Source organism: Vibrio sp. A8-1 (genome assembly GCF_013048685.1).
GTDB classification, from domain to species: Bacteria; Pseudomonadota; Gammaproteobacteria; order Enterobacterales; family Vibrionaceae; genus Vibrio; species Vibrio metschnikovii.
The window spans coordinates 25,493-49,227 of sequence record NZ_VHTC01000002.1 but is presented as its reverse complement, the minus strand read 5'-3'; the positions used below and the strand labels follow the sequence as shown (position 1 = coordinate 49,227).

At 44.8% G+C, this 23,735-nt stretch carries 24 protein-coding genes; 4 read left to right on the top strand and 20 right to left on the bottom strand.

Features of this window, described 5'->3' with window-relative positions; all coding sequences use genetic code 11:
* Positions 1-7: 7 nt before the first annotated feature.
* The 19 genes from fliL to FKN93_RS01295 all read right to left on the bottom strand — a co-directional run bounded on the left by fliL (position 8) and on the right by FKN93_RS01295 (position 20,444).
* On the bottom strand, positions 8-505 hold the full coding sequence (gene fliL, locus FKN93_RS01385; protein WP_115152657.1) for a flagellar basal body-associated protein FliL: 498 nt from the start codon (positions 503-505) through the stop codon (positions 8-10).
* A 36-nt stretch (positions 506-541) separates the two neighbouring features.
* Positions 542-2,296, bottom strand: coding sequence for a flagellar hook-length control protein FliK (locus FKN93_RS01380; RefSeq protein ID WP_170904295.1), 1,755 nt, complete (start codon positions 2,294-2,296; stop codon positions 542-544).
* 215 nt (positions 2,297-2,511) lie between these two features.
* A complete protein-coding gene (fliJ, locus tag FKN93_RS01375) occupies positions 2,512-2,958 on the bottom strand; it encodes a flagellar export protein FliJ (protein ID WP_004394764.1) in 447 nt (148 codons plus the stop codon).
* 7 nt (positions 2,959-2,965) lie between these two features.
* Positions 2,966-4,288 (bottom strand): flagellar protein export ATPase FliI, encoded by a 1,323-nt coding sequence (fliI, locus tag FKN93_RS01370; protein ID WP_004394763.1) that lies wholly within the window; start codon positions 4,286-4,288, stop codon positions 2,966-2,968.
* Positions 4,288-5,091: a flagellar assembly protein FliH gene (gene fliH / locus FKN93_RS01365; RefSeq protein ID WP_004394762.1), complete on the bottom strand. Its 804-nt coding sequence runs from the start codon at positions 5,089-5,091 to the stop codon at positions 4,288-4,290. The genes fliI and fliH overlap by 1 nt, the downstream gene beginning before the upstream one ends.
* A gap of 85 nt (positions 5,092-5,176) precedes the next feature.
* Positions 5,177-6,220 carry a flagellar motor switch protein FliG gene (gene fliG, locus FKN93_RS01360; protein ID WP_115152658.1) on the bottom strand — a complete coding sequence of 348 codons (1,044 nt, stop codon included), beginning with the start codon at positions 6,218-6,220 and terminating at the stop codon, positions 5,177-5,179.
* Positions 6,213-7,955, bottom strand: a complete 1,743-nt coding sequence (gene fliF / locus FKN93_RS01355) for a flagellar basal-body MS-ring/collar protein FliF (protein ID WP_040904138.1) — start codon at positions 7,953-7,955, stop codon at positions 6,213-6,215. Before fliF ends, fliG begins: the two co-directional genes overlap by 8 nt.
* 16 nt (positions 7,956-7,971) lie before the next feature.
* Positions 7,972-8,283 (bottom strand): flagellar hook-basal body complex protein FliE, encoded by a 312-nt coding sequence (fliE, locus tag FKN93_RS01350; protein ID WP_040904136.1) that lies wholly within the window; start codon positions 8,281-8,283, stop codon positions 7,972-7,974.
* A 75-nt stretch (positions 8,284-8,358) separates the two neighbouring features.
* The gene (locus FKN93_RS01345) at positions 8,359-9,768 is read right to left on the bottom strand and encodes a sigma-54 dependent transcriptional regulator (RefSeq protein ID WP_004394758.1); all 1,410 of its coding nucleotides are present in this window, start codon (positions 9,766-9,768) and stop codon (positions 8,359-8,361) included.
* Between the two features lie 2 nt (positions 9,769-9,770).
* A complete protein-coding gene (locus tag FKN93_RS01340; protein ID WP_170904294.1) occupies positions 9,771-10,823 on the bottom strand; it encodes an ATP-binding protein in 1,053 nt (350 codons plus the stop codon).
* Positions 10,824-10,944: 121 nt separating this feature from the next.
* Positions 10,945-12,411, bottom strand: coding sequence for a sigma-54 dependent transcriptional regulator (locus FKN93_RS01335; protein WP_004394756.1), 1,467 nt, complete (start codon positions 12,409-12,411; stop codon positions 10,945-10,947).
* 231 nt (positions 12,412-12,642) lie between these two features.
* On the bottom strand, positions 12,643-13,053 hold the full coding sequence (fliS, locus tag FKN93_RS01330) for a flagellar export chaperone FliS (protein ID WP_004394755.1): 411 nt from the start codon (positions 13,051-13,053) through the stop codon (positions 12,643-12,645).
* An 11-nt stretch (positions 13,054-13,064) separates the two neighbouring features.
* The gene (locus FKN93_RS01325; RefSeq protein WP_040904736.1) at positions 13,065-13,370 is read right to left on the bottom strand and encodes a flagellar protein FliT; all 306 of its coding nucleotides are present in this window, start codon (positions 13,368-13,370) and stop codon (positions 13,065-13,067) included.
* A gap of 4 nt (positions 13,371-13,374) precedes the next feature.
* Positions 13,375-15,339 carry a flagellar filament capping protein FliD gene (gene fliD / locus FKN93_RS01320; protein WP_040904134.1) on the bottom strand — a complete coding sequence of 655 codons (1,965 nt, stop codon included), beginning with the start codon at positions 15,337-15,339 and terminating at the stop codon, positions 13,375-13,377.
* A gap of 21 nt (positions 15,340-15,360) precedes the next feature.
* Positions 15,361-15,819, bottom strand: coding sequence for a flagellar protein FlaG (gene flaG / locus FKN93_RS01315; RefSeq protein WP_040904131.1), 459 nt, complete (start codon positions 15,817-15,819; stop codon positions 15,361-15,363).
* 80 nt (positions 15,820-15,899) lie between these two features.
* Positions 15,900-17,030 (bottom strand): flagellin, encoded by a 1,131-nt coding sequence (locus FKN93_RS01310; RefSeq protein ID WP_004394752.1) that lies wholly within the window; start codon positions 17,028-17,030, stop codon positions 15,900-15,902.
* A 282-nt stretch (positions 17,031-17,312) separates the two neighbouring features.
* Entirely contained in the window at positions 17,313-18,446 is a 1,134-nt protein-coding gene (locus tag FKN93_RS01305) for a flagellin (protein ID WP_004394751.1), read from the bottom strand.
* Between the two features lie 237 nt (positions 18,447-18,683).
* Positions 18,684-19,826, bottom strand: a complete 1,143-nt coding sequence (locus FKN93_RS01300; protein ID WP_170904293.1) for a flagellin — start codon at positions 19,824-19,826, stop codon at positions 18,684-18,686.
* Between the two features lie 156 nt (positions 19,827-19,982).
* Positions 19,983-20,444 carry a DUF2919 domain-containing protein gene (locus FKN93_RS01295; protein ID WP_170904292.1) on the bottom strand — a complete coding sequence of 154 codons (462 nt, stop codon included), beginning with the start codon at positions 20,442-20,444 and terminating at the stop codon, positions 19,983-19,985.
* 156 nt (positions 20,445-20,600) lie between these two features.
* Here FKN93_RS01295 and FKN93_RS01290 point away from each other — a divergent pair, with 156 nt between their 5' ends.
* Positions 20,601-20,945: a DUF2956 domain-containing protein gene (locus tag FKN93_RS01290; RefSeq protein WP_170904291.1), complete on the top strand. Its 345-nt coding sequence runs from the start codon at positions 20,601-20,603 to the stop codon at positions 20,943-20,945.
* A 24-nt stretch (positions 20,946-20,969) separates the two neighbouring features.
* Here the strand turns inward: FKN93_RS01290 and FKN93_RS01285 are convergent, their stop codons facing one another.
* Positions 20,970-21,257 carry a helix-turn-helix domain-containing protein gene (locus FKN93_RS01285; protein WP_004394748.1) on the bottom strand — a complete coding sequence of 96 codons (288 nt, stop codon included), beginning with the start codon at positions 21,255-21,257 and terminating at the stop codon, positions 20,970-20,972.
* A 296-nt stretch (positions 21,258-21,553) separates the two neighbouring features.
* Here FKN93_RS01285 and FKN93_RS01280 point away from each other — a divergent pair, with 296 nt between their 5' ends.
* From FKN93_RS01280 to FKN93_RS01270, 3 genes are read left to right on the top strand one after another with little or no spacing between them, the layout of a single operon-like run.
* Entirely contained in the window at positions 21,554-21,916 is a 363-nt protein-coding gene (locus FKN93_RS01280; protein ID WP_004394747.1) for an ArsC family reductase, read from the top strand.
* A 2-nt stretch (positions 21,917-21,918) separates the two neighbouring features.
* On the top strand, positions 21,919-23,055 hold the full coding sequence (gene dapE / locus FKN93_RS01275) for a succinyl-diaminopimelate desuccinylase (protein ID WP_004394746.1): 1,137 nt from the start codon (positions 21,919-21,921) through the stop codon (positions 23,053-23,055).
* A complete protein-coding gene (locus FKN93_RS01270) occupies positions 23,055-23,726 on the top strand; it encodes a M15 family metallopeptidase (protein ID WP_170904354.1) in 672 nt (223 codons plus the stop codon). Before dapE ends, FKN93_RS01270 begins: the two co-directional genes overlap by 1 nt.
* Positions 23,727-23,735: the final 9 nt, after the last annotated feature.

The window sequence follows — 23,735 nt, the reverse complement described above, 5'->3', positions numbered from 1 at the left end:
GACTCACCTACTGCATTACAAAATCGGTAAATAAAACACGTTCAATAACGGGTTCTCCCACCACTTGTGTCATGGCGGCTTTAATATCTTCGGTGGCTTTATCTCGTAATTCAACCCGCCCCGATGGAGTACGCAGTTGTTCAACCGTCGCTGAAGCAAACGTCGCCAATAAGGTACTTTCTACTAACGGGGAGTGAAAACGAGCTAGGTTTTCGTTATTAGTACCACGAACCATCAGTTGGACTTTAACTTGGACCATACGTCCCCGAGTATCACCACTGACATTAAACACAAACGGCTGAGCAATGTTAACGTAAGAAACTGGAGCAACGCTAGGTGCCGCTCGGCGATTCGCTGTATCGGCACTTTGCTGATCACTGCCAGATCCCATTAAAAAGAACGCTGCACCGCCGCCACCTAACAGCAAAACCGCCGCCGCAACGATAATGATCAGCAGTTTCTTTTTACTCTTCGGTGCATCTTGTGAATTTTCATCAGCAGCCATAACATCCTCTACGTGGTTTTGTTTATTTTTATTAGTTTAAGCGTAATAACTGATTCCATCACGCTTTGTTGTCACATTCAAATCAAGTTTGACGTTAGCATCAATGTTTTCATCGCCTAATAGCGTATCATCGTCACTTAAATGACCAGACTGGCCTCGCTCAGCAGCATAACCTTGTTGCTGACCCGAGCTCTGCTGTTGCACTGATGTATCCGCCAATTGTACACCTTGTTGGGCTAACATTTCCCTTAAACGAGGCATCGCGCCCTCTAAAGCATCTCGTGCTTGAGCATTGGTTACCGTAAATTGAATACTAGCTCCATCAGCGTGCATATTCATACGAATATGCAATCGGCCTAACTCTGGCGGATCCAACCTGATATCAATATTTTTTAAATTCTTCGACATCATCATTTGGATCCGCTCAGCCATCTCATCCGCAACCAATCCTTTATTGAGCATCAAAGGCAGTGGTTGAGCTTGAATCGGCGTCGCTTCATGACGCAATGGTGTCGAACTACTTACCCCAGACTGGGTCGCGGTTGCCGCTATTTGTTGAGCTAATGAGGTATCATCGCTATCACTCGCCGAACGCGTTTTTCCTGCTGCTCCGGCAAGCAACATTGAACTCGCTAAGGCGGCGTTAGCCGCTTGAGTATTTACTAAATCTGGCTGAGCCATCGCTTGACCAGCCGCTCGATTAACGGCCGTTGTACTACTCATCTCAGCATCCAGTGAAGTAGCGTTGCTCATCGCTGTACTAACAGGAGCAGCTATTGTTTGAGATGCTCCAACAGGAGAAGCAGCGGCGGACTGTGTCGCCAATGCCGCAGAGACCCCGACCGCAACCGCTTTTTTGGTACGTTGCCCATCTTGAAGCTCTATATGACCTTCAACTTTAGAGAGATCTCCATCAATTGATCCAGAAGAAGATTGACTATGTGGGTTCGCCGAGAAATGGGTGGCTTGAGTAACCAAGCTCGGATCGATATCAAGTTCATCGGTTAATAAAGTGGGTTGACTATCGATTGGAAGATGAATATCGGTCGTTAACGCTGTATTACTGATAGCGTCTCGCTCCGTCAATTCTGGATGAGCAACCATTGACGCGAGATCAGTCTCAAGTTCAGTGACCCGATGAGATACGACTGTGTTGTTCCGCTCATTCTCACCATCATCGCCATATTGATGACGAGTGCTATTGTCTAAAGTGCTCGCGCCATACATCACCTGAGTTTGTATTGGTGATGTCCAGTCATCTGAGTGCGAGTATTGGTCAGCAACAACCGGCACTGCTATCTCAGCATCGTCATGCTTAGCGGAGAGACTATGAGGCAAAGGCTTGCCGTTATGCCCAGTGAGCACCTGATTAGCCTGCTGTAAACGTACCAGCAAGTCATCGCCTTCATTCATCACTTGCGTGCTTTTATTCTCCAGGAGCGGTTCAGATTGAGGTTCAGCGATTGCACGTGTGAGGCCAACATCGACAGCGGCGTCAAATGAAGCCGTGTGCTCAGAATCAGACTCGGCGAAAGTCTGTCGTTCATCAGAGGGGTCTGATGCTGAAAGTTCAGAGCTAGTTTCATCACTCGATACCACCGTCGCTATCGAAGCCTCATTGTGCTTAGCCGTTTGAGTATCACTTTTGGCGCTAAACAGCAGTGCGGTTAACTTATCGAGAAAACTGCTTGGCTCAGCGCTTGCTGAATCTTGACCACTTTGCCCAACGGAGCCTTTTGCCAGATTGGCAATAGAAGTGTTATCGACAGAAGAAGTTGAATTAATATTCATAGGCACATCGCTCGCATTGATACTGAATCATAAAGCCACGCGCGATAGTTATCGTGTGTAGCATGAGATGATCGGATTCTGTGCCTAAATAAATGCAAAAACTACGCCACAATAAGATCTATTTATTGGAATGGATAAAGTATTGGAACGGATAACATTTAGAAGCACCAAGCACCAGTATCGCGGTCGGACAAAGAACAATCTGAACGGGATAATTACTTAGGAATATTCCGTTGACGATTAAAATTGAGCGTCGAAAATTCATCCATTTGCTTTTGTTCTCTTCGCTCTTGAATGCGCCGTTGCTCCGTGCGTTTTTTGTCAATTAACCATTCGTATGAACGACGTTGCTGCCGAATATGTAACCAATGTTGCTGACTATTCTCAACTTGCTGCTTAAAATGATTTTCTGCGCCACGTTGTTTAGCTAGGGTTTCATCAAGCTGAGTAAGAAATCGGTTTAAATGACCATATTGACTGGCGGACAATCCCGCTTGACCCCGCTCGACAAGCTGTTGGCAATATTCAAGTCGATACTGCTCAATTTGCTTTAATTGTTGATAGTAACCTTCAAGCTCATTACGAGCCTTACTCAATACCATTATTGCTTGGCTTTCTTTCTCTTTGGCTTGGTCTAATAAAAATTCCAACGCATTGTCCATAGCAAGACTACTCCATGCTCAAGACATTTTTTAACATACCAACGCACATCTCATAAGGTACCGACTCTTTCATTTCTTGTTGAAGGTACTGATCCAACCTTGGTTTGAGAGTAAATGCACTATCAATCGCTTTATCGGTGCCAGGTTTATAGGCGCCAATTGAGACTAAGTCTTGGTTTTTACGACAAATCGATAAGATTTGTCGTACCGCTCGAGACATCAACATGTGCTCATCTGTGGTGATTTGTGGCATTACCCGACTGACGGATTTTTCAACATCAATCGCGGGATAATGACCAGCGTCTGCCATTTCTCTTGAGAGAACAATATGGCCGTCCAGAATGGCGCGCGACGCATCAGCTATCGGATCTTGTAAATCATCCCCTTCGGTCAACACCGTAAAAAAGGCGGTGATCGAGCCTTGGTTCGGACCACCATTGCCCGCTCGTTCAACCAATGCGGGTAATTTAGCAAACACCGAAGGTGGATAACCTTTAGTCGCTGGCGGCTCTCCCACCGATAGTGCGATCTCCCGTTGCGCTTGAGCAAAACGAGTTAATGAGTCCATCAATAAGAGTACATCGAGCCCTTGATCGCGAAAATATTCCGCGATAGCCAATGCCGTTTGGCAACCTTTCAAACGCATCAGTGGCGAGGAATCTGCGGGCGCTGCGACTACAACCGCGCGTTGACGGCCATCCACGCCAAGTATTTCTTCGATAAACTCTTTTACTTCTCGGCCACGTTCACCAATTAGTCCCACCACGACCACTTGCGCAGTCGTGCCACGAGTCATCATCCCTAAGGTAACCGATTTACCGACACCAGAGCCTGCAAAAAGACCGATACGTTGGCCTTTACCAACCGTCAGTAACCCATTAATGGCTTTGATTCCAACGTCTAATGGTTCGGTGATCGGTTTACGCAATAAAGGGTTTATCGGTTGAGCATTAAACGTGGCCTGTTGATCGGTGTAAATCGGTCCAAGTCCATCCAAAGGATTGCCGACACCATCAATCACTCGACCCAGTAGCTCCATCCCTACCGCTAATCCTGCCTCTTCGGTCAGTGGGGTTACTTTGGCTCCCGGCAAGATACCGTTGACTTGCTCACTGGGCATCAGAAACAGACTATCACCAGAAAACCCAACCACTTCCGCTTCCATTTCACCAGACATGGTGTCGACTTTACATAAACTACCAATTGGTGCTCGGCACCCCGTTGCTTCTAACGTCAGTCCAACGACGCGTACCAGCTTGCCTGACGCGACAGGTCTGGTTGTTAAGCCTTGTGTTTTGTACTGTGCTAATCGTTCGGCCAGTGACAACATTACTCTTGTCCTACTTGGTGGCGATTTGTGCCACAAAAGCGTTGTAATACGCTACGAATACGTTCTTCCATACGGTAACTCACACTCGACTCACCGGCTTCGATTTGTACATCACCGCGATTTAAGGCAGGCTCACTACTGAGTGTCCATTGACGTGAATTTAACTCCGCTTCACCATAAGCATTTTTAACCAATTCATAATCTTCAGGATGGAGTTTTAAATGAATGGCATGTCCAGTAACAGGGAGCGCTTCGACTGACTCTTTCACCGTATCTAAAATCACTTGTGGATTGGTTTGAACTTCCACATGCACCACTTCTTTGACTAAAGTCAGTACCATATCCACAAGCTGCTTTTCAACTTGTGCATTCATTAATTGTAATGGTTGAGCAAATTGATCGGCCAACTCAATCAAAACATTCACCTGCTCTTGAATGGCTTGTTGCCCCGCTTCAAGCCCTTCTGTTTTACCCGTTTGTAATCCTTCTTGGTGGCCAACCTCAAAACCACCTTGTTTACCCAGTTCAAATCCTTGTTGATACCCTTCTGCTTTGCCCTGCTCGATGCCTTCTTGATAAGCGGAACGTTTGATTAACTCAATTTCTTCATCCGTTAAGGTTTGTGGTAGCTCAGGTTCAGGATCATCAAAGCTTGGCATCCAAGCGGGATCATAATTCATTGCCGTTTCTTTGGCTTTCTTACCCAGCTCTGCGCCATAATCTGGTAATCCCCATTTTTTGGGTGGCTCAACATTCTCATCCGAGCCTAAACGGATAAAACCCCGTTTTCTTTGTCCAGTCATGAAACATCCTATCGCGAACTAAAAAGGCCGCTAGTTCATTAAGAAAGACATCGAGAGCACAAGGTAACAAACCACCGTCTCTCGATTACAAGAATTCGTCTGCGCCACCAGACAACATCAACTCGCCACTGTCTGCCATCTTACGAGCAATCGCCAAGATTTCTTTTTGAGCCGATTCGACATCCGACACTTTAATCGGTGCCATCGCTTCCAAGTCATCTTTCATCAGTTCAGCGGCACGCTTAGACATGTTCTTAAAGATTTTATCTCGTAGCGCTTCATCGGCACCTTTGAGCGCTTTCAACAACACATCCTGTGGTACATCTCGAAGTAATTTTTGGATACCTTGGTCATCCACTTCGACCAAGTTTTCAAACACGAACATCAGGTCTTCAATCTGGGTAGCGAGATCTTCATCTTGCTCACGCATCTGCTCCATAGCGATGCTTTCAATGCTATTATCTAGATAGTTCATAATATCAGCAGCCGCTTTCAAGCCACCAATTTTCGCCGCTTGCGCACCGGCTTGACCCGCAAACTGTTTCTCCATGATCTCGTTCAACTCAGCCAGTGCTGATGGTTGAACTTCCTCAAGATTAGCGATACGCATTAATAATTGAAGCCTATCTCGCTCAGAAAATTGCGCGAGAATTTCTGCTGATTGGTCCGGCTCAAGGTAGGAGAGAACAATGGTTTGAATTTGTGGGTGTTCATTAACAATAATCGTCGCCACTTGTCTAGGATCCATCCATTTCAGCGAATCTAACCCTTTCGAACCGGTCCCTAGGAGAATTTGGTCGACCAAGTTATTCGCTTTATCCTCACCTAATGCGGCAATAAGTGCATTACGCATAAAGTCTTCACTGCCCATACCAATGTTGGTATATTTTTGAATATCTTCCAAAAATGCACGATGGACGGCACTGACTTTATCTTGACTGAGATCTTTTGCCTTTGCCATCGCACTGCCCACTCGCTGCACTTGCTTGGGTTCTAAGTGACGAATAATCCCAGCCGCATCATCTTCATTGAGGCTCAGTAATAAAATGGCCGCGCGCTCTTCACCAGGAATCGTTGAAATATCAATCCCTTCTTCAGCACCGTCTTTTTTGACTATATCGTTAGGCATTTTGCATCCAATTCTTCACTACTTGAGCCGCAAGTTCAGGCTCGTTAGCCACTAGAGCACGTACCGCTTTGAGTACATCCTCATCCTTATGTAGGTTAGGTAAATCTATTCCTGAGCCAAACTCGAAGAGATCGCCCCCTTCAATATCGCTGCCAATTAAGCTGGTTTCACCATCAGCTCCTATCGGTAAACCATCAGGTCCATATAATTGATCGTCATCATCAACCACTGGATTAAGTAGTTTCTTCATCGCGGGGCGCACCAAGACCAGAACAATCACAATGATCACTAGCGCACTGGCTAACCAACGTACCCAATCGTTAAAGTGTGGGTTTTCCCAAATAGGAATATCAATCAATGGATCGGTTTCTGGCTCAGCAAACTGCATACTGAGTACTTTAAGTAAATCACCACGATTTTCATTAAACCCAACCGTACCTATCAATAAGGTACGAATTGCATTGATTTCACTCTCGCTTAATGCTTGATAAGTCACCTGTCCTGTTTCAGGATTAACTACAGCGCGATTTTTAATTGCCACCGCCACCGTCTGACGATTAATCACCCCTGTTTGACGCCGCTCATGGCTGATCGTGGTGTCGAGTTCAAAGTTGCGTGTCGCTTCACGATGAACAGAACCTCGCCCCAAAATAGAGCCATCTTTCATTTGGGCGATATCTTGTGGGATAGAAGCATCGGCGGGGGGTTGATTGCTCAATGCGCCAGGAATTCCGGCCACAACATTACCGTTATTATAGTCTTCTAAGGTATATTCGCTGCGCGTAGCTGGAGTATTTGGGTCAAAAACTTTACGGGTTTGCTCAATCGCACTGAAGTCCAATTCAATATCAACTTGGGCCGTGTAATTGCCTAAGCCTAAAATTGGGATCAAGACTGAATCAATTTTATTGCGTAAATTTTCTTCTTGACGGCGCTCAAGCTCTTGCTCTTTGCGACGAGCCGTGGCGATTGGATCTTGTGAACCTGAGCTGAGTAAGCGTCCGTGTTGGTCAGTGACCGTCACTCGAGTCGGACGCATACCGGGTACCGCACTGGCAACCATATCAACGATAGAATCAACCTCTTCTTGCTTCAAGTTCATTCCTGTACGTAAGGTTAATGATACCGAGGCAGAAGCTTCTTGGTTATGGCGCACAAAGACGCTTTGTTGTGGTAAGGCAAGCAAGACTCGAGCGCGGTTGACTTGACGCATCTCTTCAATCGCTTTAGCTAATTGCCGCTCGCGACTGAGTTTTAGTCTTTCTTGTTCAAGACGCTGAGATACGCCAAAGCCCATATCTTGTAATAAAATATCATCCCCAGCATGACGAGTTTGATGCAACCCAGAACGAACCATATTGAGTCGAATACTATTGAAATCTTTACTGGGTACTAAAATCGTATTGCCGTCTAATCGATAGTTCTGTTTTTGCTGATCGAGATAATCCAAAACGGGGATCAACTCTTCGGTTTCAAAAGCACCCAGCGGACGCATTTCCGGCTCTTTGACCCAGAAAAACAACATCACGATTAATGAGACGCAAATAGAGATAGATAGGACAAGTACAATTTGTCGCAAGAGATCTAAATCGCCCATGGCAAAATCAAGCTTAGAAGTACTTTTTTCTTCTAAATCGGGATTTTGTAAGCCATCATCTAAGCTCATCGAGGTAGAAAGCGCCTGCTCTCCACCAGAAGATATTGCCAGATCGGTTGTTTGTTTATCTTCGGCCACAGTTTACATCCTATGGTTATACTGGCATGTTCATCAGCTCTTTGTACGCATCAACGAGCTTATTACGTACCTGAATAGTCGCTTCAAACGCCACACTCGATTTATTACGAGCAATCATCACATCAGACAAAGAGATACCTTCATCTCCGCGATCAAAGCGTGTCTGTAGGTTACTCGATGACTGCTGTAATCCATTAACAGTATTGATGGCTTGAGTCAGCATTTGGCTAAAATCAGCGCCAACTTTTTGTCCAGTTGCCGCCGGACGAGCATTCGCTGCTTCCGCCATCATTGCTTGCATCTCACTGTTTAAGCCATCTAATCTCATAACCACCTCTAAATGCCAATTCTTTGACTCTCTCATTCATATTGAGTAAATGAGCAATTAATATGCCACGTCAAATCAACCTGGAATATCGATCCCTGCATCACGCATTTTCGCTAATTTATAACGTAACGTTCGCGGACTAATGCCTAATTTTTCGGCCATCTCTTTACGTCGACCGTGACACTCAACTAACGTCTCCATAATAATGGTAAACTCTTGATCACGTAGCTCATCACCTAATCCGACGGGACTCGCTGGAGTGTGGTTGATCGGCGAACTTTGCGCAACAGGCTTAATCTGGGGGCACGAGACTTCTTCTTGCTCAACCAACTGCTGTAAACCTGACGCATCTTGCCAATCAAGTCCCTCAAGTAATATATGTTGCTGAGTAATGTCCGCCTGTTCACTTAAAATTAACGCACGCTGAATCACATTATCAAGCTCACGGACATTACCAGGCCATGTGTATTGATGAAGCTTTTCCATGGCTGCGGGAGAAATGCTGGGAACCGGTAAACCGAGTTTTTTGCAATGGCGCTCCACGAGGTGTGTCGCTAATGGCGCAATATCTCCTTTTCGCTCACACAATGCAGGCCATGTGATCGGAAACACATTCAATCGATAGTATAAATCTTCGCGAAATTTGTTTTCTTTAACGTAAGCTTTTAAATCTCGGTTGCTGGTCGCAAGAACTCGTACATCGAGTTGAATACTTTTCCGACTGCCCAGCCGCTCAACCTCTCGCTCTTGGAGGACCCTAAGCAATTTAGCCTGTAGATTCAAATCCATCTCACTGATTTCATCCAATAAGATAGTTCCACCTTGAGCTTGTTCGAATTTACCTGGGCAGGCTTGCACCGCCCCCGTAAAAGCTCCCTTTTCATAACCAAAGAGTGTCGCTTCTAACATGTTGTCTGGGATAGCAGCACAATTAATGGCAATAAATGGTCCATCTTTACGTGGTGAAGCGTTATGAATATAACGTGACATAATCTCTTTACCAGAACCACTTGGGCCAAGAACCATCACGTTGGCGTCGGTTCTCGCCACTTTTTCCGCTAGCGCTAACAGCTTCAAGCTTTTCTCATCCGCCACCACCGCATCACCGTCATCATCGGATTTTACTGGTGCATAACGGCTGATCATATTAAGCAGTACTTCGGGCGCAAAAGGCTTCGCCATATAGTCGATGGCCCCCTCTTTCATCGCCGCCACGGCATCTTCGATATTGGCATAAGCGGTCATTAATAGCACCGGAACATTTGGCCAATGCTGTTTAATATTGCGAAGTAGCGCTAACCCGCCCATTCCGGCCATCTGTACGTCAGAGACGACGATATCGACTGGATGCGTTTTAAGTTTGATAAGTGCATCTTCCGCGCTGTCAGCTTCTAACCACTCATATCCAGCTAAGGCCAGAGTATCCACTAAGGCTTCACGGAGCCCTTCATCATCTTCAACGATTAAGACTTTACTTTGCGCCATGATCATTCTCCGTTATCTGATTGAGGTGAGGGCGATTGACGTTCGATGGGAAGGCACAGAGTAAAACAGGCTCCTTCACCAGGCTGCGACAATAACTCTAATCGCCCATCATGGGCACGACAGACCATTTGGACTACCGCCAGCCCAAGCCCTGTTCCTTGTGAACGCGTCGTAAAAAAAGGCTCCATTATTTTATGATGCAGCTCTGGTGCGATACCGGGACCGTTGTCTTGAACGGATATTTTTAATTCACCGTTGACGGCACGAAAAAAAACATCAATTTGCGCCCCTTTACCAATGATCTGAATAGCATTCATGACTAAATTACTGAGCGCCGAAGCCAATGCGTTAGCATTCCCTAATAATACGGTATCGTCTTGCTCAACCTGTAAATCATAATCGATTTGATTGTTTTTTAATGCCATTTCAATCATAGGTGAGAACTCTGCCACCAATTCAGCCACAGAAAAAGGCTGGATGACTCGGTTATCACCGCCCTTAGCAAACAGCAACATATCGTTCACTTGCTTTTCTAGGTCGTGTAATCGATCAACCAATTTAGATTGAAATCGTTCACGGGTTGCAGTCGGTAAATTCGCCGCGGCTAAGTTAGAAGCATAGAGCATCGCGCTCGATAATGGCGTTCGAACTTGATGGGCTAACGATGCCACCATCCGCCCCAAAGACGATAAGCGCTGTAAATCACCGATCCGTGATTGTAAGAGGCGAGTTTCGGTTAAATCGGTTATTAGGATAAGTTGGCCCGTTGTTGAAGCAGAAATGGCTAAGCGAACTTTTCGGCCATTACGTAATGAGATTTCATGTCCATCATCCTCACGAGGTGCGAAAGCGACTTGAATCACGCTGTACCATTTTTCACCGACTAACGGAACTTGCAATAGCCGTTGCGCTTCAGGGTTCGCTTCACGAACGATCCCTTGAGTATCCAGTAATATCACGCCAGCAGGCATTACATCGAGCACTTGTTTATAACGCTCAACTTGATCTTCCAATGAGTCTAAGTGCGACTGTTGTTTGTGTACGGGATCATTCATCGTCGAAAATTTGCCTTAATATACAACAATAGTCTGAAATGCAAAATGCAAGCCAGACTATTATTCAATAATTTCAATGCGTTAACGACAGTCAATATATTGACCACGCCAGAAAGTCGCTTTAGCGTTGCATATTATACTTACGCATTTTCTCGACCAATGTCGTACGACGCATACCTAGCATGTCCGCAGCACGAGCAACAATGCCACTGTGAGCATCAAGCGCTTGATTAATTAGACTCACTTCAAGATCGGCGAGCAGCTCTTTTAAATTCACCCCTTCTGGCGGTAATGACTTTGCTGCATCAAAATGACCATTAAGATCATCATGAGATTCGAACGTGAAGTTTTCTGAAAAAATATCTTCTAACACATCACGCTCTTGCTCTTCCACGGAACTAAACCGACATGGTTCAGGCTGAAACTCAGGTATATCACTATAACGATATTTGGTCGGTAAATGATTCACATCGACCAAATTATTGGGGTACAGAATCACCATACGTTCAACTAAATTCGCTAATTCACGAACGTTACCCGGCCAATCATGCTCCATCAATGAATTGATCGCCCGAGGAGTAAAGCAAATCGGCGCTCCGCCTTCTGCCTCCATACGGGTCATCAACTCTTGCAGCAATAAAGGAATATCTTCTTTACGATCCTTTAATGCTGGCATCTCAATAGGAAAAACGTTTAAACGATAGTAAAGATCTTCTCGAAATCGCTGCTCAGTGATCATGCTATCTAAATCTCGATGAGTGGCGGCAATAATCCTCACATCCGCTTTGATGGTTGTATTTCCACCGACTCGCTCAAAACAGCGTTCCTGTAACACTCGCAGTAACTTAACCTGCATATTAGTTGGCATATCACCAATTTCATCGAGAAATAAGGTTCCGCCTTCAGCGAGTTCAAAGCGCCCTTTACGTGAGGTGATCGCCCCAGTAAACGATCCCTTTTCATGACCAAACAGTTCACTCTCTAGTAATTCAGCGGGGATCGCTCCGCAGTTAATCGGTACAAAAGGGCCTTTACGACGTGAAGAGTGATAATGAATGTTGCGCGCTACCACCTCTTTACCGGTACCAGATTCACCTAAAATCAATACATTTGCTTCTGTATTCGCCACTTGCTCAATCAAATGACGCACATCTTGAATACCAAGACTCTGTCCGACTAAGCTACGAAATAAAGCGTTATTTCGCGAAGGCGTTGACAGCGCTATCCCTTTACGCCCTAAAAACTCTTTACAATGACGCAATGCATCACTGAGTTGTGGATAGTTAAGGGGAAACTCCAATTCACCAACAAATTGAGGGAAATATTCAACAGAAAAATGGTGTTGGTTAGCCACTAATAACGGTATATGGTTAGCTTGACTCAACGCCTGCGTAAGCTCATCAGATAGCAAAGGCGTAGTAATCGAGCCCAAAATACACCCAGACCAAGGCGCAGACCAATCGATACGGTCAGCTTGAGAAGAATCTATGACCTCACATTGCTCCCCGACAAATTCCAATATAGTACGAAAACTTTGACGAATTGCAGGATCGTCTTCAATGACAAGTAGTTGTGCTAAACCTTGCATAGGTGAGAATATTTGCCTTAATTTAGGGACGTTGTGGTTACACCATTACCAATTATTTACTCATTCTGACTAAAATTGTACGTCAAATTCAGTAAACAATAGACAACGTGTGAAATTCAGCAACAAAAAAAGCCACTCGGCTAGTTAGTGGCTTCTATTCTATTTAATTAAAAAAATAAGGCAACCAAGCATTTAGCTGATGTGATATTGGTTAAAAGTTTAAGATAAAACTTATATCCCTACATCAGTCGCGGTCAAATTATGATATTCAGTAGGGATTTGATCCCATGCAGACTTGATTTCACGCAGAATATCTATCACATCGTCTAATGGTTGAGGCTCGTTTTTATGGTTAGCGGTGGTGATTTGCGTGATCATAAATTCATACAATTGATCAAGGTTTTTTGCAATATCCCCGCCATCGTCCATCGATAAGCAGCCACGCAGACTAATAATAATGTCCAGTGCTTTGCCTAAACGCTCACCTTTAACAGGGATATTACCTTGCTGCATTGCCGCTTTACCTTGGATCAAACGTTCTATGGCACCGGCCATCAGCATCTGGACGATTTTATGCGGTGAGGCCGCACTGAGCTGGCTATCCACTGATACTTTTTTGTACGCTTGTAAAGAACCGCGCATAGTCTTCCTCTTTATAAAAACTTTTTGTATTGTTGAAGCGATTTATTACCGTATCGATATTGTCGCAATGATTTACCGATAGACAGGGTTTTAGACTGCATCAGTTCAACAAGATGTTGTGTCTCTTCGATCGCGCTCTGCCATTCTGGTGATTGCGCAAACTGCGGATTGTCTACGATATAACTCAGCAATACCGCTAACCGTTGTTCCCTATTATCGACCAAGCGATGAATTTCTTCAGTGTTAATGTCGTCAATAGTTAACTTTTCTTTTATTTGTTGATTAATATCAAATAACGCTTGTAGCTCAGTCTGCATATCACTAACCCAGAGCATTCATCATACCAGCAAGTTGAGACTGCATCTTACCCGTTGCATCCTGCATAGCCGAAAATTTAGCGTGAGTTCGCTTCTCTAAACCGTCCATACGACGATCCAAGGCGTCTTGATCATTGACCAAGCGACGATTTTGTTCGGTGATGCTGTTCTCGCGAGTGCGGATCGATCCCGTTGCCCCAGTCAATCCTTGAATGGCTTCTTCGACTCGTCGAGCAAAGCCTTGATTGCCACCAAAAAAATCACCCAGTTGATTAAAATTATTATTTAGCTGACGGTTGAGCATAGCATAGTTAATTTCTAAGTTCCCTTGGCGAGTGGTAGTAATACCTAATTCCGTCAGGCTTTTTAGCTGCTCAGGCCCTTGCTCAATCGGCGATGAAAAGACTGATTTCAATCGCGTATCGGCACTACGAACAATACTATCTCCAGCGAGTGGTCCAGCACGGCCCGTCCTTGGATCGACACCCGATAATTCTTTACTAATTTGGTAAAATTGATTGTAAGCCGCAACGAACTGCTCAATATCTTGACGAACACTATCTCTGTCGTACTCAATGCCAATTTCTGCAGGCCGTTGATTGGCGTCATGTCGACCTTTAAGAGTAAGATTAACGCCATCGATAGCGTTTTCAATGATGTTATTTTCACTGGATAATGTCGCAATACCATCCAGCAAGACCAACGAATCTTGCCCCGCTTGAACTTGGATCATCCCTTGATATTCATCAAAAGAGTGCTGCGCCGCTTTTAATTGAGCTTGAACTTGTTCCATTTTTTCAAGCACCGCGAGCTCTTCAGGAGATAATTTTGCTCTTTCAGCGGCTTTTGCCTCCTCCGGAGTCATATTGCCGCTTTTTATCGCTTCTTGTATTGCAGCTTGCTCTTGGGCAAGTTTGGCATCAATTTTAGCTTGGGCTTCTTTGGGGGTCACATAAGAATCAAGCAACGTGCCTGACGCGGTATTACTCCAACCAGGAATATCGGCGGCCTTTGCTAAGCCATTTTCATCGAGTTCCGGTTGAGGTTCGGAATAAGAATCAAGTAAGGTGCCTGACGCGGTTTCTGTCCAACCGGGAATGCGCTCTTCAGGTCTTAAATAACGATTGGCTTCTTCTGCAGCTTTGATCCCTTCGCCAGAGATATCATCAAGATCTTGTGTTGTTGATACCGCTTGTTCAGCTTGGGCCGCGAGCTCTTTATCCACTTCACGTGCAGCCGCACCAATTTTTTCAGCGACTTGGGCCGCGACTTCTTGTTGCTCCGCTGTCAGAGGGGCAATGATTTGTTGCGCTTCAGCTCGTGCTTTCTCTAAATCTTTAACCCTTTGTTCTAAGGTTTTATACTCTAAGCGTTTTAATGGGTTACCTGACTCAGCTTGCGCTTGAATTGATATTTGCTGTTTTTCACCCGATAGATTAGAAGCAATGATCAGCCGAGGTCCTTCGACATCATTGATAATTGATGCTCGCACACCGGGATTATTTTTATGGCCATTAATCTCTCGTATCACATCTGTCAGCCGAGAATTATTGGCGACATCAACCGTGAATTGTCTCTTACCCAGAGAAATTTGCAGCTTCCCCTCACCAAATCTTGTGTCACTCGGTATAACCTCTGACGCAATTTTATGGCTTTGAGCAAGCTGCAACACATCGACTGAGTATCTCCCAGCAATCGCATCGGTTGAAGCGGTTGCAGAAACAATCTGGTCATCAGAAGTGTCAACTTTGCGCACAGCAAACGCTTTCTCTTGACGAAAATTCGCCATGAGATTTCGCATGGTATCCAGTGATTCCCTGAGCCTGCCATAGGCACTAATACTGGCTTCATTATCATAGCGCTTATTATCAATGCTTTGCTGTTTTGGTACACGCTCAGCATCAACAATCGTCCTTACGACGCTATTGATATCAAAACCAGTGTTCATCCCCATTGGGCCTAAACTCATCCAATCACCTCAATCATACGATTACGCCTTAATCACCAGCAAGCCTGACTTTGGACTCTGCTCACGAGAGAGACGTCGTAATACTTCAAGCATTTCTTCTTCAGGGATCTGCCGAATAATGTCGCCCGTAGAGGCTTCATAAATCGTCACAACATCCCGTCCGGATTCTTCATCAACCCGAAACGCCAAACCTTTATTGATCGAATTAACAAACTCGTCCATTTTCTCAATAACCACTGCGCGTTGCTGCTCGTTTATCCGCTCTCTTTGTTGAGATTGTTTAATCGCGGCTTGCAACGCTTGTTCTTGGTTGCGTTTTAGTTGTTCAGACACTTGCGCATTGACTTTTTCTGTCTTGCGCACCGAACGGTGACTCTCCTGCGAAGAAGCACTTACCACGCTGTCGTTTCCTGAAGCAAGTTTAGTGCCACTTTGCGAGCCGTAAGGCTGGATGTTCGATGTGTAGGATGGTACTTCCATAACAATCTCCCTTCCACCTTATAGGTAGCTTAATCGCTAATTGCGCGTTCAGCTACCCATGCTGCCCATTGCACCGTCAGTTAACCTAACAGGCTAAGAGCTGCAGATGGTGACTGCTTCGCTTGAGCTAATACTGAGGTACTCGCTTGCTGCAAAATTTGTGCTTTAGTCATTGCCGTTGTTTCACGTGCGTAATCCGTATCTTGGATACGACTGCGCGAGGCATTAACGTTTTCATTGGTATTCTCTAAGTTATTAATCGCATGAGAGAATCGGTTTTGAAAAGCACCTAGTGAAGCTCGCTGACTATCCACCGATTTTAACGCGCCATCAAGGATAGCAATCGCTTCTTGTGAGCCAGCCACGGTAGTCACATCGATGTTTTTCACGTTAACATCTTGCCCTGTACCAAAACCAATTTCGGTAGCAAGATCGCCACCTATCGTCACATCACCGGTTACTTTTTGCGAAGAGGCATACAGTTGAAGCTTGCCATCTTCACCGACTGACGCGTTGATATCTTCACTTTGACCATTAATGTAAGTCGCAACCTCCTCAAGGTCATCACCGACTTTCGCGTTAATAGTGATTTCTCGCGCTTCACCCTGCTTATCTGTGTAGTTAAGCGTGAGTTCGGTCGCAGTGGTGACTCTCCAATCCGGCGTTTGGCCTGTTTCTGCTCGATACGCTTTTCCGCCCATCTCAGCCGTATCAGAGCGCAAACTTCCCATCGTTAGCAGCACCGCTTCCCCTGATTCGGCACCAATTTGGAAAGATTTGCTACCAAAAGTGCCGTTCAGCAGCCGGTTACCACCAAAGGAGGTACTTTCTGCAATCCGGTTAAGTTCTTGGTTAAGGGCCGTAACTTCTTCTTGAATCGCGACACGCTCAGAGCGTGAGTTTGAACCGTTAGAAGATTGCAGAGCAAGATCTCGCATACGCTGCAAAATATTGGTACTTTCGCCCATCGCACCTTCTGCGGTTTGAGCAATAGAGATCCCATCATTAGCATTGCGTACCGCGACATCAAGCCCACGGCTTTGCGAAGTCAATCGGTTTGAGATTTGTAAGCCTGCTGCATCATCACGAGCACTGTTAATACGATACCCCGATGATAGGCGTTCCATTGATTTTTGCACACCGTCAGCCGCACTATTCAGGTGGCGCTGTGCGGTCATCGCCGACACATTGGTGTTTACGTTAATTGCCATAGTTTGATCTCCTTAGGCGGATAGTTGGCATACCTTCAAGTCTCTCACCTCTCGTCGGTATACCTCATTTCTCTCGTATCCTTTAACGGCCTCAATTAAATATCCTTTAGGGAAATAGTCGACATTTTTCTATTTTTTTTCTTCTCATCGCTAAAAAGCGATCCAGCTCAAAAAATAACGCTCGTCTATGGCTAAAGATTACAAGCAACCGCCGCACCTAACTCAATTTCAAACATAAAAAAATCCAGCCGAAGCTGGATTCTTTGTAAAGGCAGAGATTGATTAGCCAAGTAAACTTAATGCGGCATTCGGTGCCTGTTTGGCTTGAGCTAAGATAGAACTTGAGGCTTGACCAAGGATTTGCGCTTTGGTTAACGCTGTGGTTTCCTTCGCAAAATCAGTATCTTTAATGCGGCTCTTCGATGCGTTAACGTTCTCGTTAATATTATCCAAGTTGTTGATAGCATGGTTAAAGCGGTTTTGGAAGGCACCAAGCTCGGCTCGATGACTATCGACATACTGTAACGCGGCATCCACGATAGCAACAGACTCTTGAGCTCCACCAACACTGGTGACATCAATCGTATTCACCGTCACCGCTTGTGCTGGGCCCATCGCCAACTCAGTCGCTAATGCGCCACCAAAGGTCACATCACCAGTAACTTTATGCTCCCCACTAAAGATCTGTAGTTGCCCTTTTTCATTGACCGATGCTTGAACCATATCAGTTTGGCCATTAATGTAAGTGGCCAGCTCTTCGATATCATCGCCAACTTTAGCACTGATATTAATGGTTTGCTCTACGCCATTGACATCATTAAGCGTTAAGGTTAGTTCATTATTACCATCACTAACGGTCCAATCTTTATCGGCTTCAGTAGCAGCGACATAACTCGTACCACCCATTTTAACGTTATCACTGCGCATGTCGTTAAGAGTCAACATGACGGCTTCACCACTGTTCGAACCAATTTGGAATGCCTTGGTTTGGAAGGTGCCGTTAAGTAAGCGGTTACCACCGAAAGACGTGGTTTCAGCAATACGATTGAGCTCATCATTCAGCGCGGTTACTTCTTCTTGAATCGCGACACGCTCTGATTTTGAGTTAGAACCGTTAGCTGATTGCAATGATAGATCACGAATACGTTGTAAGATATTAGTGGTTTCTTGCATCGCGCCTTCAGCCGTTTGTGCCATTGAGATACCATCATTGGCGTTACGTACTGCGACATCTAAACCACGGCTTTGTACATTTAAACGGTTAGAGATTTGTAGACCAGCAGCATCATCTTTAGCGCTGTTGATCTTAAAGCCTGAAGACAGACGCTCCATCGATGTTTGTTGCGCATTAGTCGCGCTATTTAGGTAACGTTGTGCGGTCATTGCGGCTACGTTGGTATTTACATTCACTGCCATGGTAATTTCTCCAATTGATTTTCCGATGTTTCCGGTTTTCGACGTCTCGTAAAACCAAGGTAGTTCTCTCAAAGTTATTTTCTTAGCGGCGTGTTTTGAAAAACCTTTAGATTTTTTTTTGCTTTTCTTTAAAAAAACTCACTTTGTGGTTAAAAACGCACCAAACTAGGAAAAATAACAAAAATAGCGTTTTTTTTACTCAAGCTTTTAAATGACCTGTCGATAACGATCGTTTTTTTAATTATTCAGTAAAGACAATGCAAGATGAGGCTGCTTTTTCGCTTGGCTAAGAATAGATGTGCTGACTTGTTGCAGTATTTGCTGTTTAACCATTTGAGTAGTTTCTTTAGCAAAATCAGTATCTTTAATCCGACTATTTGAAGCAGCCAAGTGCTCATGCATATTATCAAGATTATTAATGGCATGATAAAAACGATTTTGGAGAGCACCTAATTCAGCCCGATGGCTATCGACATACTGCAATGCAGTATCAATCACAGCGACAGCACTTTGCGCACCACCAACAGAAGTGATATCAAGATCATTAACGGTTTCATATTTTCCAAAGGTAAGCTGTAACTGGTCAGCCAAACCACCTGAAAAATAAGGCTGGCCGTGAATAAAATGACTATGTTGATTTTCGAAATAAATCTGTAATTGTCCATTTTCGTTAACTGAGGCGGACAGTTTATCGGTTTGACCATTAATATAAGTGGCTAAAGACTCGATGTTATCACCGACTTTAGCCTGAATATCGACAGTTTCTGTTATGCCTGCGCGATTCATATACGAAATAGAAAGCTGATGATTACCTTGTTCAACTTGCCAATCGGGATCTTTAGGAAGAGAAACATATTTAAAGCCACCCATTAGCAACTGGTCACTCCGCATCGATTTCAAACCGACTTGTACCGCCTCTCCAGAGGCCGCACCAATCTGAAAAGAAGCCGAACCAAAACGTCCATTGAGTAATTTTCGCCCAGCAAAAGAGGTGGTTTCTGCAATTCGGTTTATTTCATCATTCAAAGCACTCATTTCTTCTTGTAGTGCTTGTCGCTCAGCTTGGCTATTCGAGCCATTCGCTGACTGTAAGGAGAGATCGCGCATTCGCTGCAAAAGGGTTGTTGTCTCTTGCATCCCACCTTCTGCGGTTTGCATGATCGAAATACCGTCATTCGCATTACGCGCTGCGACGCCTAAACCTCGCATCTGTGTTTCTAATCGATTGGAGATTTGCAACCCAGCGACATCATCTTTCGCTCGATTAATTCGTTTACCGGAAGATAATCGATCCAGTGATTGCTGAAGGGCTACTGACGCTTGATTAAGATGGCGCTGAGCGACTAAAGCCGAAACATTGGTGTTGACCGAAAGAGACATGCTGTTTTATCAAATTGCTCTGTGAACAAATACTTAACTAGCGTATCGGCAAAATGAACAGAATCTTGAGTCATGATACCGATCATCATTGATGATCGGTAATGAAATAAGAAGAGCGCCCGACAAGATAGATTTGGGTACGTAATCAATAACCGTTTAACTCAACGGGCCAGTAGAATCAAAGCACGCTTTAACTCGACGACTACGTATCAAGTAAAAACCAAACCACAGTAAGATGAGCAGCGTCAATGCATTAGCCCACTGGAATGCGCCATGATCTAAATAAACATGATAAACCGTTTGTACTAATTGGATAATGAGTACACAAAGGGTCATGGCGCGTCCTAAACGGAAACCGGCGATAAGTAAACGTCGCTGCTCTTGTCTAAGGTGAATAAGCCACATCAATAGTAAGCTAGGTAAACCAGTCATTAACCCTAAGTACAGCATATCGTGATCGGGATACACAAAACTCAGAATGGTTGAACCATGTTCTCGGCTTACTCCTGCCACCACAAAAACGACCCAAGCGCGAGCTAAAAACAACCAGCACAACCAGAGCCATAACGAAGCATTAAGGTAACCATAACGGTCATAGTGTTCGATCGGATATCGCATAATACATCATAAATTCATACTATTATGCCTGCTACTTTAACGTAATCCTTATTCATCGCCTATGCCTTAACAACTCAAGTTTTAACCTTACTCGTCCTCAGTTGAGGAAATGAATCAAGGCATGTTAATCTGATCAATATTGAAAAGGGGTTATTAATGAAACAGACCATTATTCCGTCACCACAAACTCAGCAAGAAGCACAAGCCATTGCTAAAGCCTCACAAAAACCGGGCCAAACGAAAGAACAAACCAAGTTAATTGCGCAAGGTATAGAAAAAGGTATCGCACTCTATAAGAAACAACAAAAAGAGAAAAGCCGTCAGGCTGATAGAGCCAAAAAAAAGTCTCAGCAATTAAGGCATACGGCAGAGAATACGACGAAAGAAGTCATGCCACTCCCTCCCAAACCCAGCGCAAAATCAATACCATGGTTACCATGGGGACTGTTAATCATCAGTTGGATGGGGTTTATTATTTATCTCTCAACAAAAACCAGCTGATAAAAAAAGCCAGCATAGACTGGCTTAAGCATGAAATCCAAGGCTTGCTGCAATCGCCGCTTTACGTTGGATGACCCATTGACTATCAAACGGTCCCCAATCCGATAACCGATAATAGCCATCATTATGACGACGTCCATCTTGAACAAAGCTGAGCTCAATTCCGATCCCCGGCATCGCTTTGATCACATCCTGAATGGTGCGACGCGGCCATCCGGTTTTTTCAATCAACTTAGGGACATTTGGCCGTTCAAGGCTTTCAACTAATAAGGCGAGATACAAACGCCTTGCAAAAACAGGACTCAATTCCATTGATACCTCCTAAATGGTGCAGAGCACATTATTTCTGTTTTGTCAGTTAAGATGTTGCGTTCGATCAATAACAAGCCAATCGGTGGTGCTAACGAACCACTTTCTTATCCTTAACCTGTCATCCGTATGTTTTTTGTACATGCACAGCCAAATCATCTTAACAATAGCAAACCGCCAAATAGGTTTTTTTGTCACCGCTTACGCTTCCTGTTAGGATTTAGACACTGAATTCACCCCTATTGTTAACGGGCCAATAATCACAATAAATTGGCACCAGAGCGAGGAAAAGGAATCTTATGCTTATTACTCTTTACGGCATCCCCAACTGTGACACCATCAAAAAAGCGCGAAAATGGTTAGACGCCAAAGGGGTCGAATATCAATTTCATGATTACCGAAAAGATGGTATTACTGCTGAGTTAGTGAATGAGTTTTTTCAAGCACTCGGTTGGCAGAATGTGATCAATAAACGGGGAACGACTTATCGCCAATTGAGCCCACAGCAAAAAGAGAACCTCAATGAAACGACCGCTCTCCCTTTGTTGCTTGACCAACCTGCGATGATTAAACGCCCTATTTTACGTATCGAGAAGTTACTCTATGTCGGTTTTAGTACCGATGATTACGCTACTCTTTTTCCATCACCACAAGGACAATAAGGATGATAGATAGCCCCGTACTCGCGCTGGCAAAAGATTTGATTAGTCGCGAATCCGTCACCCCAAATGATGCAGGTTGCCAACAGGTGATGATTGAACGCCTTATCGCGCTGGGCTTTAATATTGAGCCGATGATCTTCGAAGATACGACCAACTTTTGGGCTCGTAAAGGAACCGAAGGTCCTTTGTTTGTGTTTGCAGGTCATACCGATGTAGTCCCAGCAGGACCTCTTTTTCAGTGGCACACACCGCCCTTTGAACCAACCGTCATTGATGGCTATCTGCATGGTCGTGGTGCCGCGGATATGAAAGGCTCATTAGCTTGCATGATAGTGGCGGTGGAACGCTTTTTAGCGAAACATCCCAATCACAAGGGGTCCATCGGTTTTTTAATTACCTCTGATGAAGAAGGCCCTTTTATTAACGGGACCACTAAAGTGGTTGATACGTTAATGGCTCGCAATGAGCTGATTGATATGTGTATTGTCGGCGAACCTTCTAGTACCTTAAAGGTCGGCGATGTTGTTAAAAATGGGCGTCGTGGTTCGATCACCGGTGATCTGACCATTAAAGGAACACAAGGCCATGTTGCTTACCCTCATTTAGCCAGTAACCCCGTACATCAAGCGCTACCCGCTTTAGCGGAACTCGCGGCAACCACGTGGGATAACGGCAATGCTTACTTTCCGCCAACCAGCTTCCAAATCCCGAACTTGCAAGCAGGAACGGGCGCGTCAAATGTGATACCTGGCGAATTTAGCGTGCAATTCAATTTCCGATTTAGTACCGAATTGACCGAGCAAGAGATCAAACGCCGCGTTCACTCGGTATTGGATGCGCATGGTTTAGACTATGAGCTAAAATGGACATTGAGTGGCGATCCTTTTCTGACTGATGCCGGCTCGCTACTTGATGCGGTTGTTTGCGCTGTCCAAGAGGTCAATCATCAACAGCCCCAGTTATTAACCACTGGAGGCACTTCTGATGGCCGCTTTATTGCTAAAATGGGCGCACAGGTCGTCGAGTTAGGACCTGTCAATGCCACCATTCATAAAGTCAATGAATGTGTCAGCATCGCAGATTTAGAAAAACTCACGGACATGTATCAAAACGTGCTGGAGCACCTTTTCGGCCAATGATGTCACCTGAACAATTAACCGGAAAAACCGACGATCACCTCAATGCGGTGATCGTTGGCCAAAAAAACTTTTGGGTTCACCCAGAGGTAAGCCAAGATCTGCTTGCTTTAAAACAAGCGGTCGATTCAGCTGGATTTAATTTTAATATCGCCAGCGGCTTTCGATCTTTTGCACGTCAGCAGAGTATATGGAATCGTAAAATGAGTGGCGAACTCGCGATCTTAGATGAAGCAAGTCAGCCTATTGATACCGCTCATTACTCAGAAGAACAACGAGTATGGGCTATTTTACGTTGGTCAGCGTTACCTGGCGCAAGTCGCCATCACTGGGGAACCGATTTTGACGTTTTTGATCGTCATGGATTACCAGCCGGAGAGTCATTACAGCTAGAACCTTGGGAATATTTGCAGGCTCATCAACACCCTTTCTATTTATGGTTAAAAGCACATATCGAACCGTTTGGATTTTTTTTCCCTTACCAACAGAATGGTATCGGGGTCGCCTTTGAACCTTGGCATATTAGTCACCGACTGACCGCGGAAAGGTGCTTAACACAATTAACCCTTGACGTACTCGCCGAACAATTAGCACCAGAACAGCTATTAGGCAAACAAACCGTATTACAAAACCTAGAGACGATCTACAATCAGTACATCATCAATATTGCATAGGCAGGACGG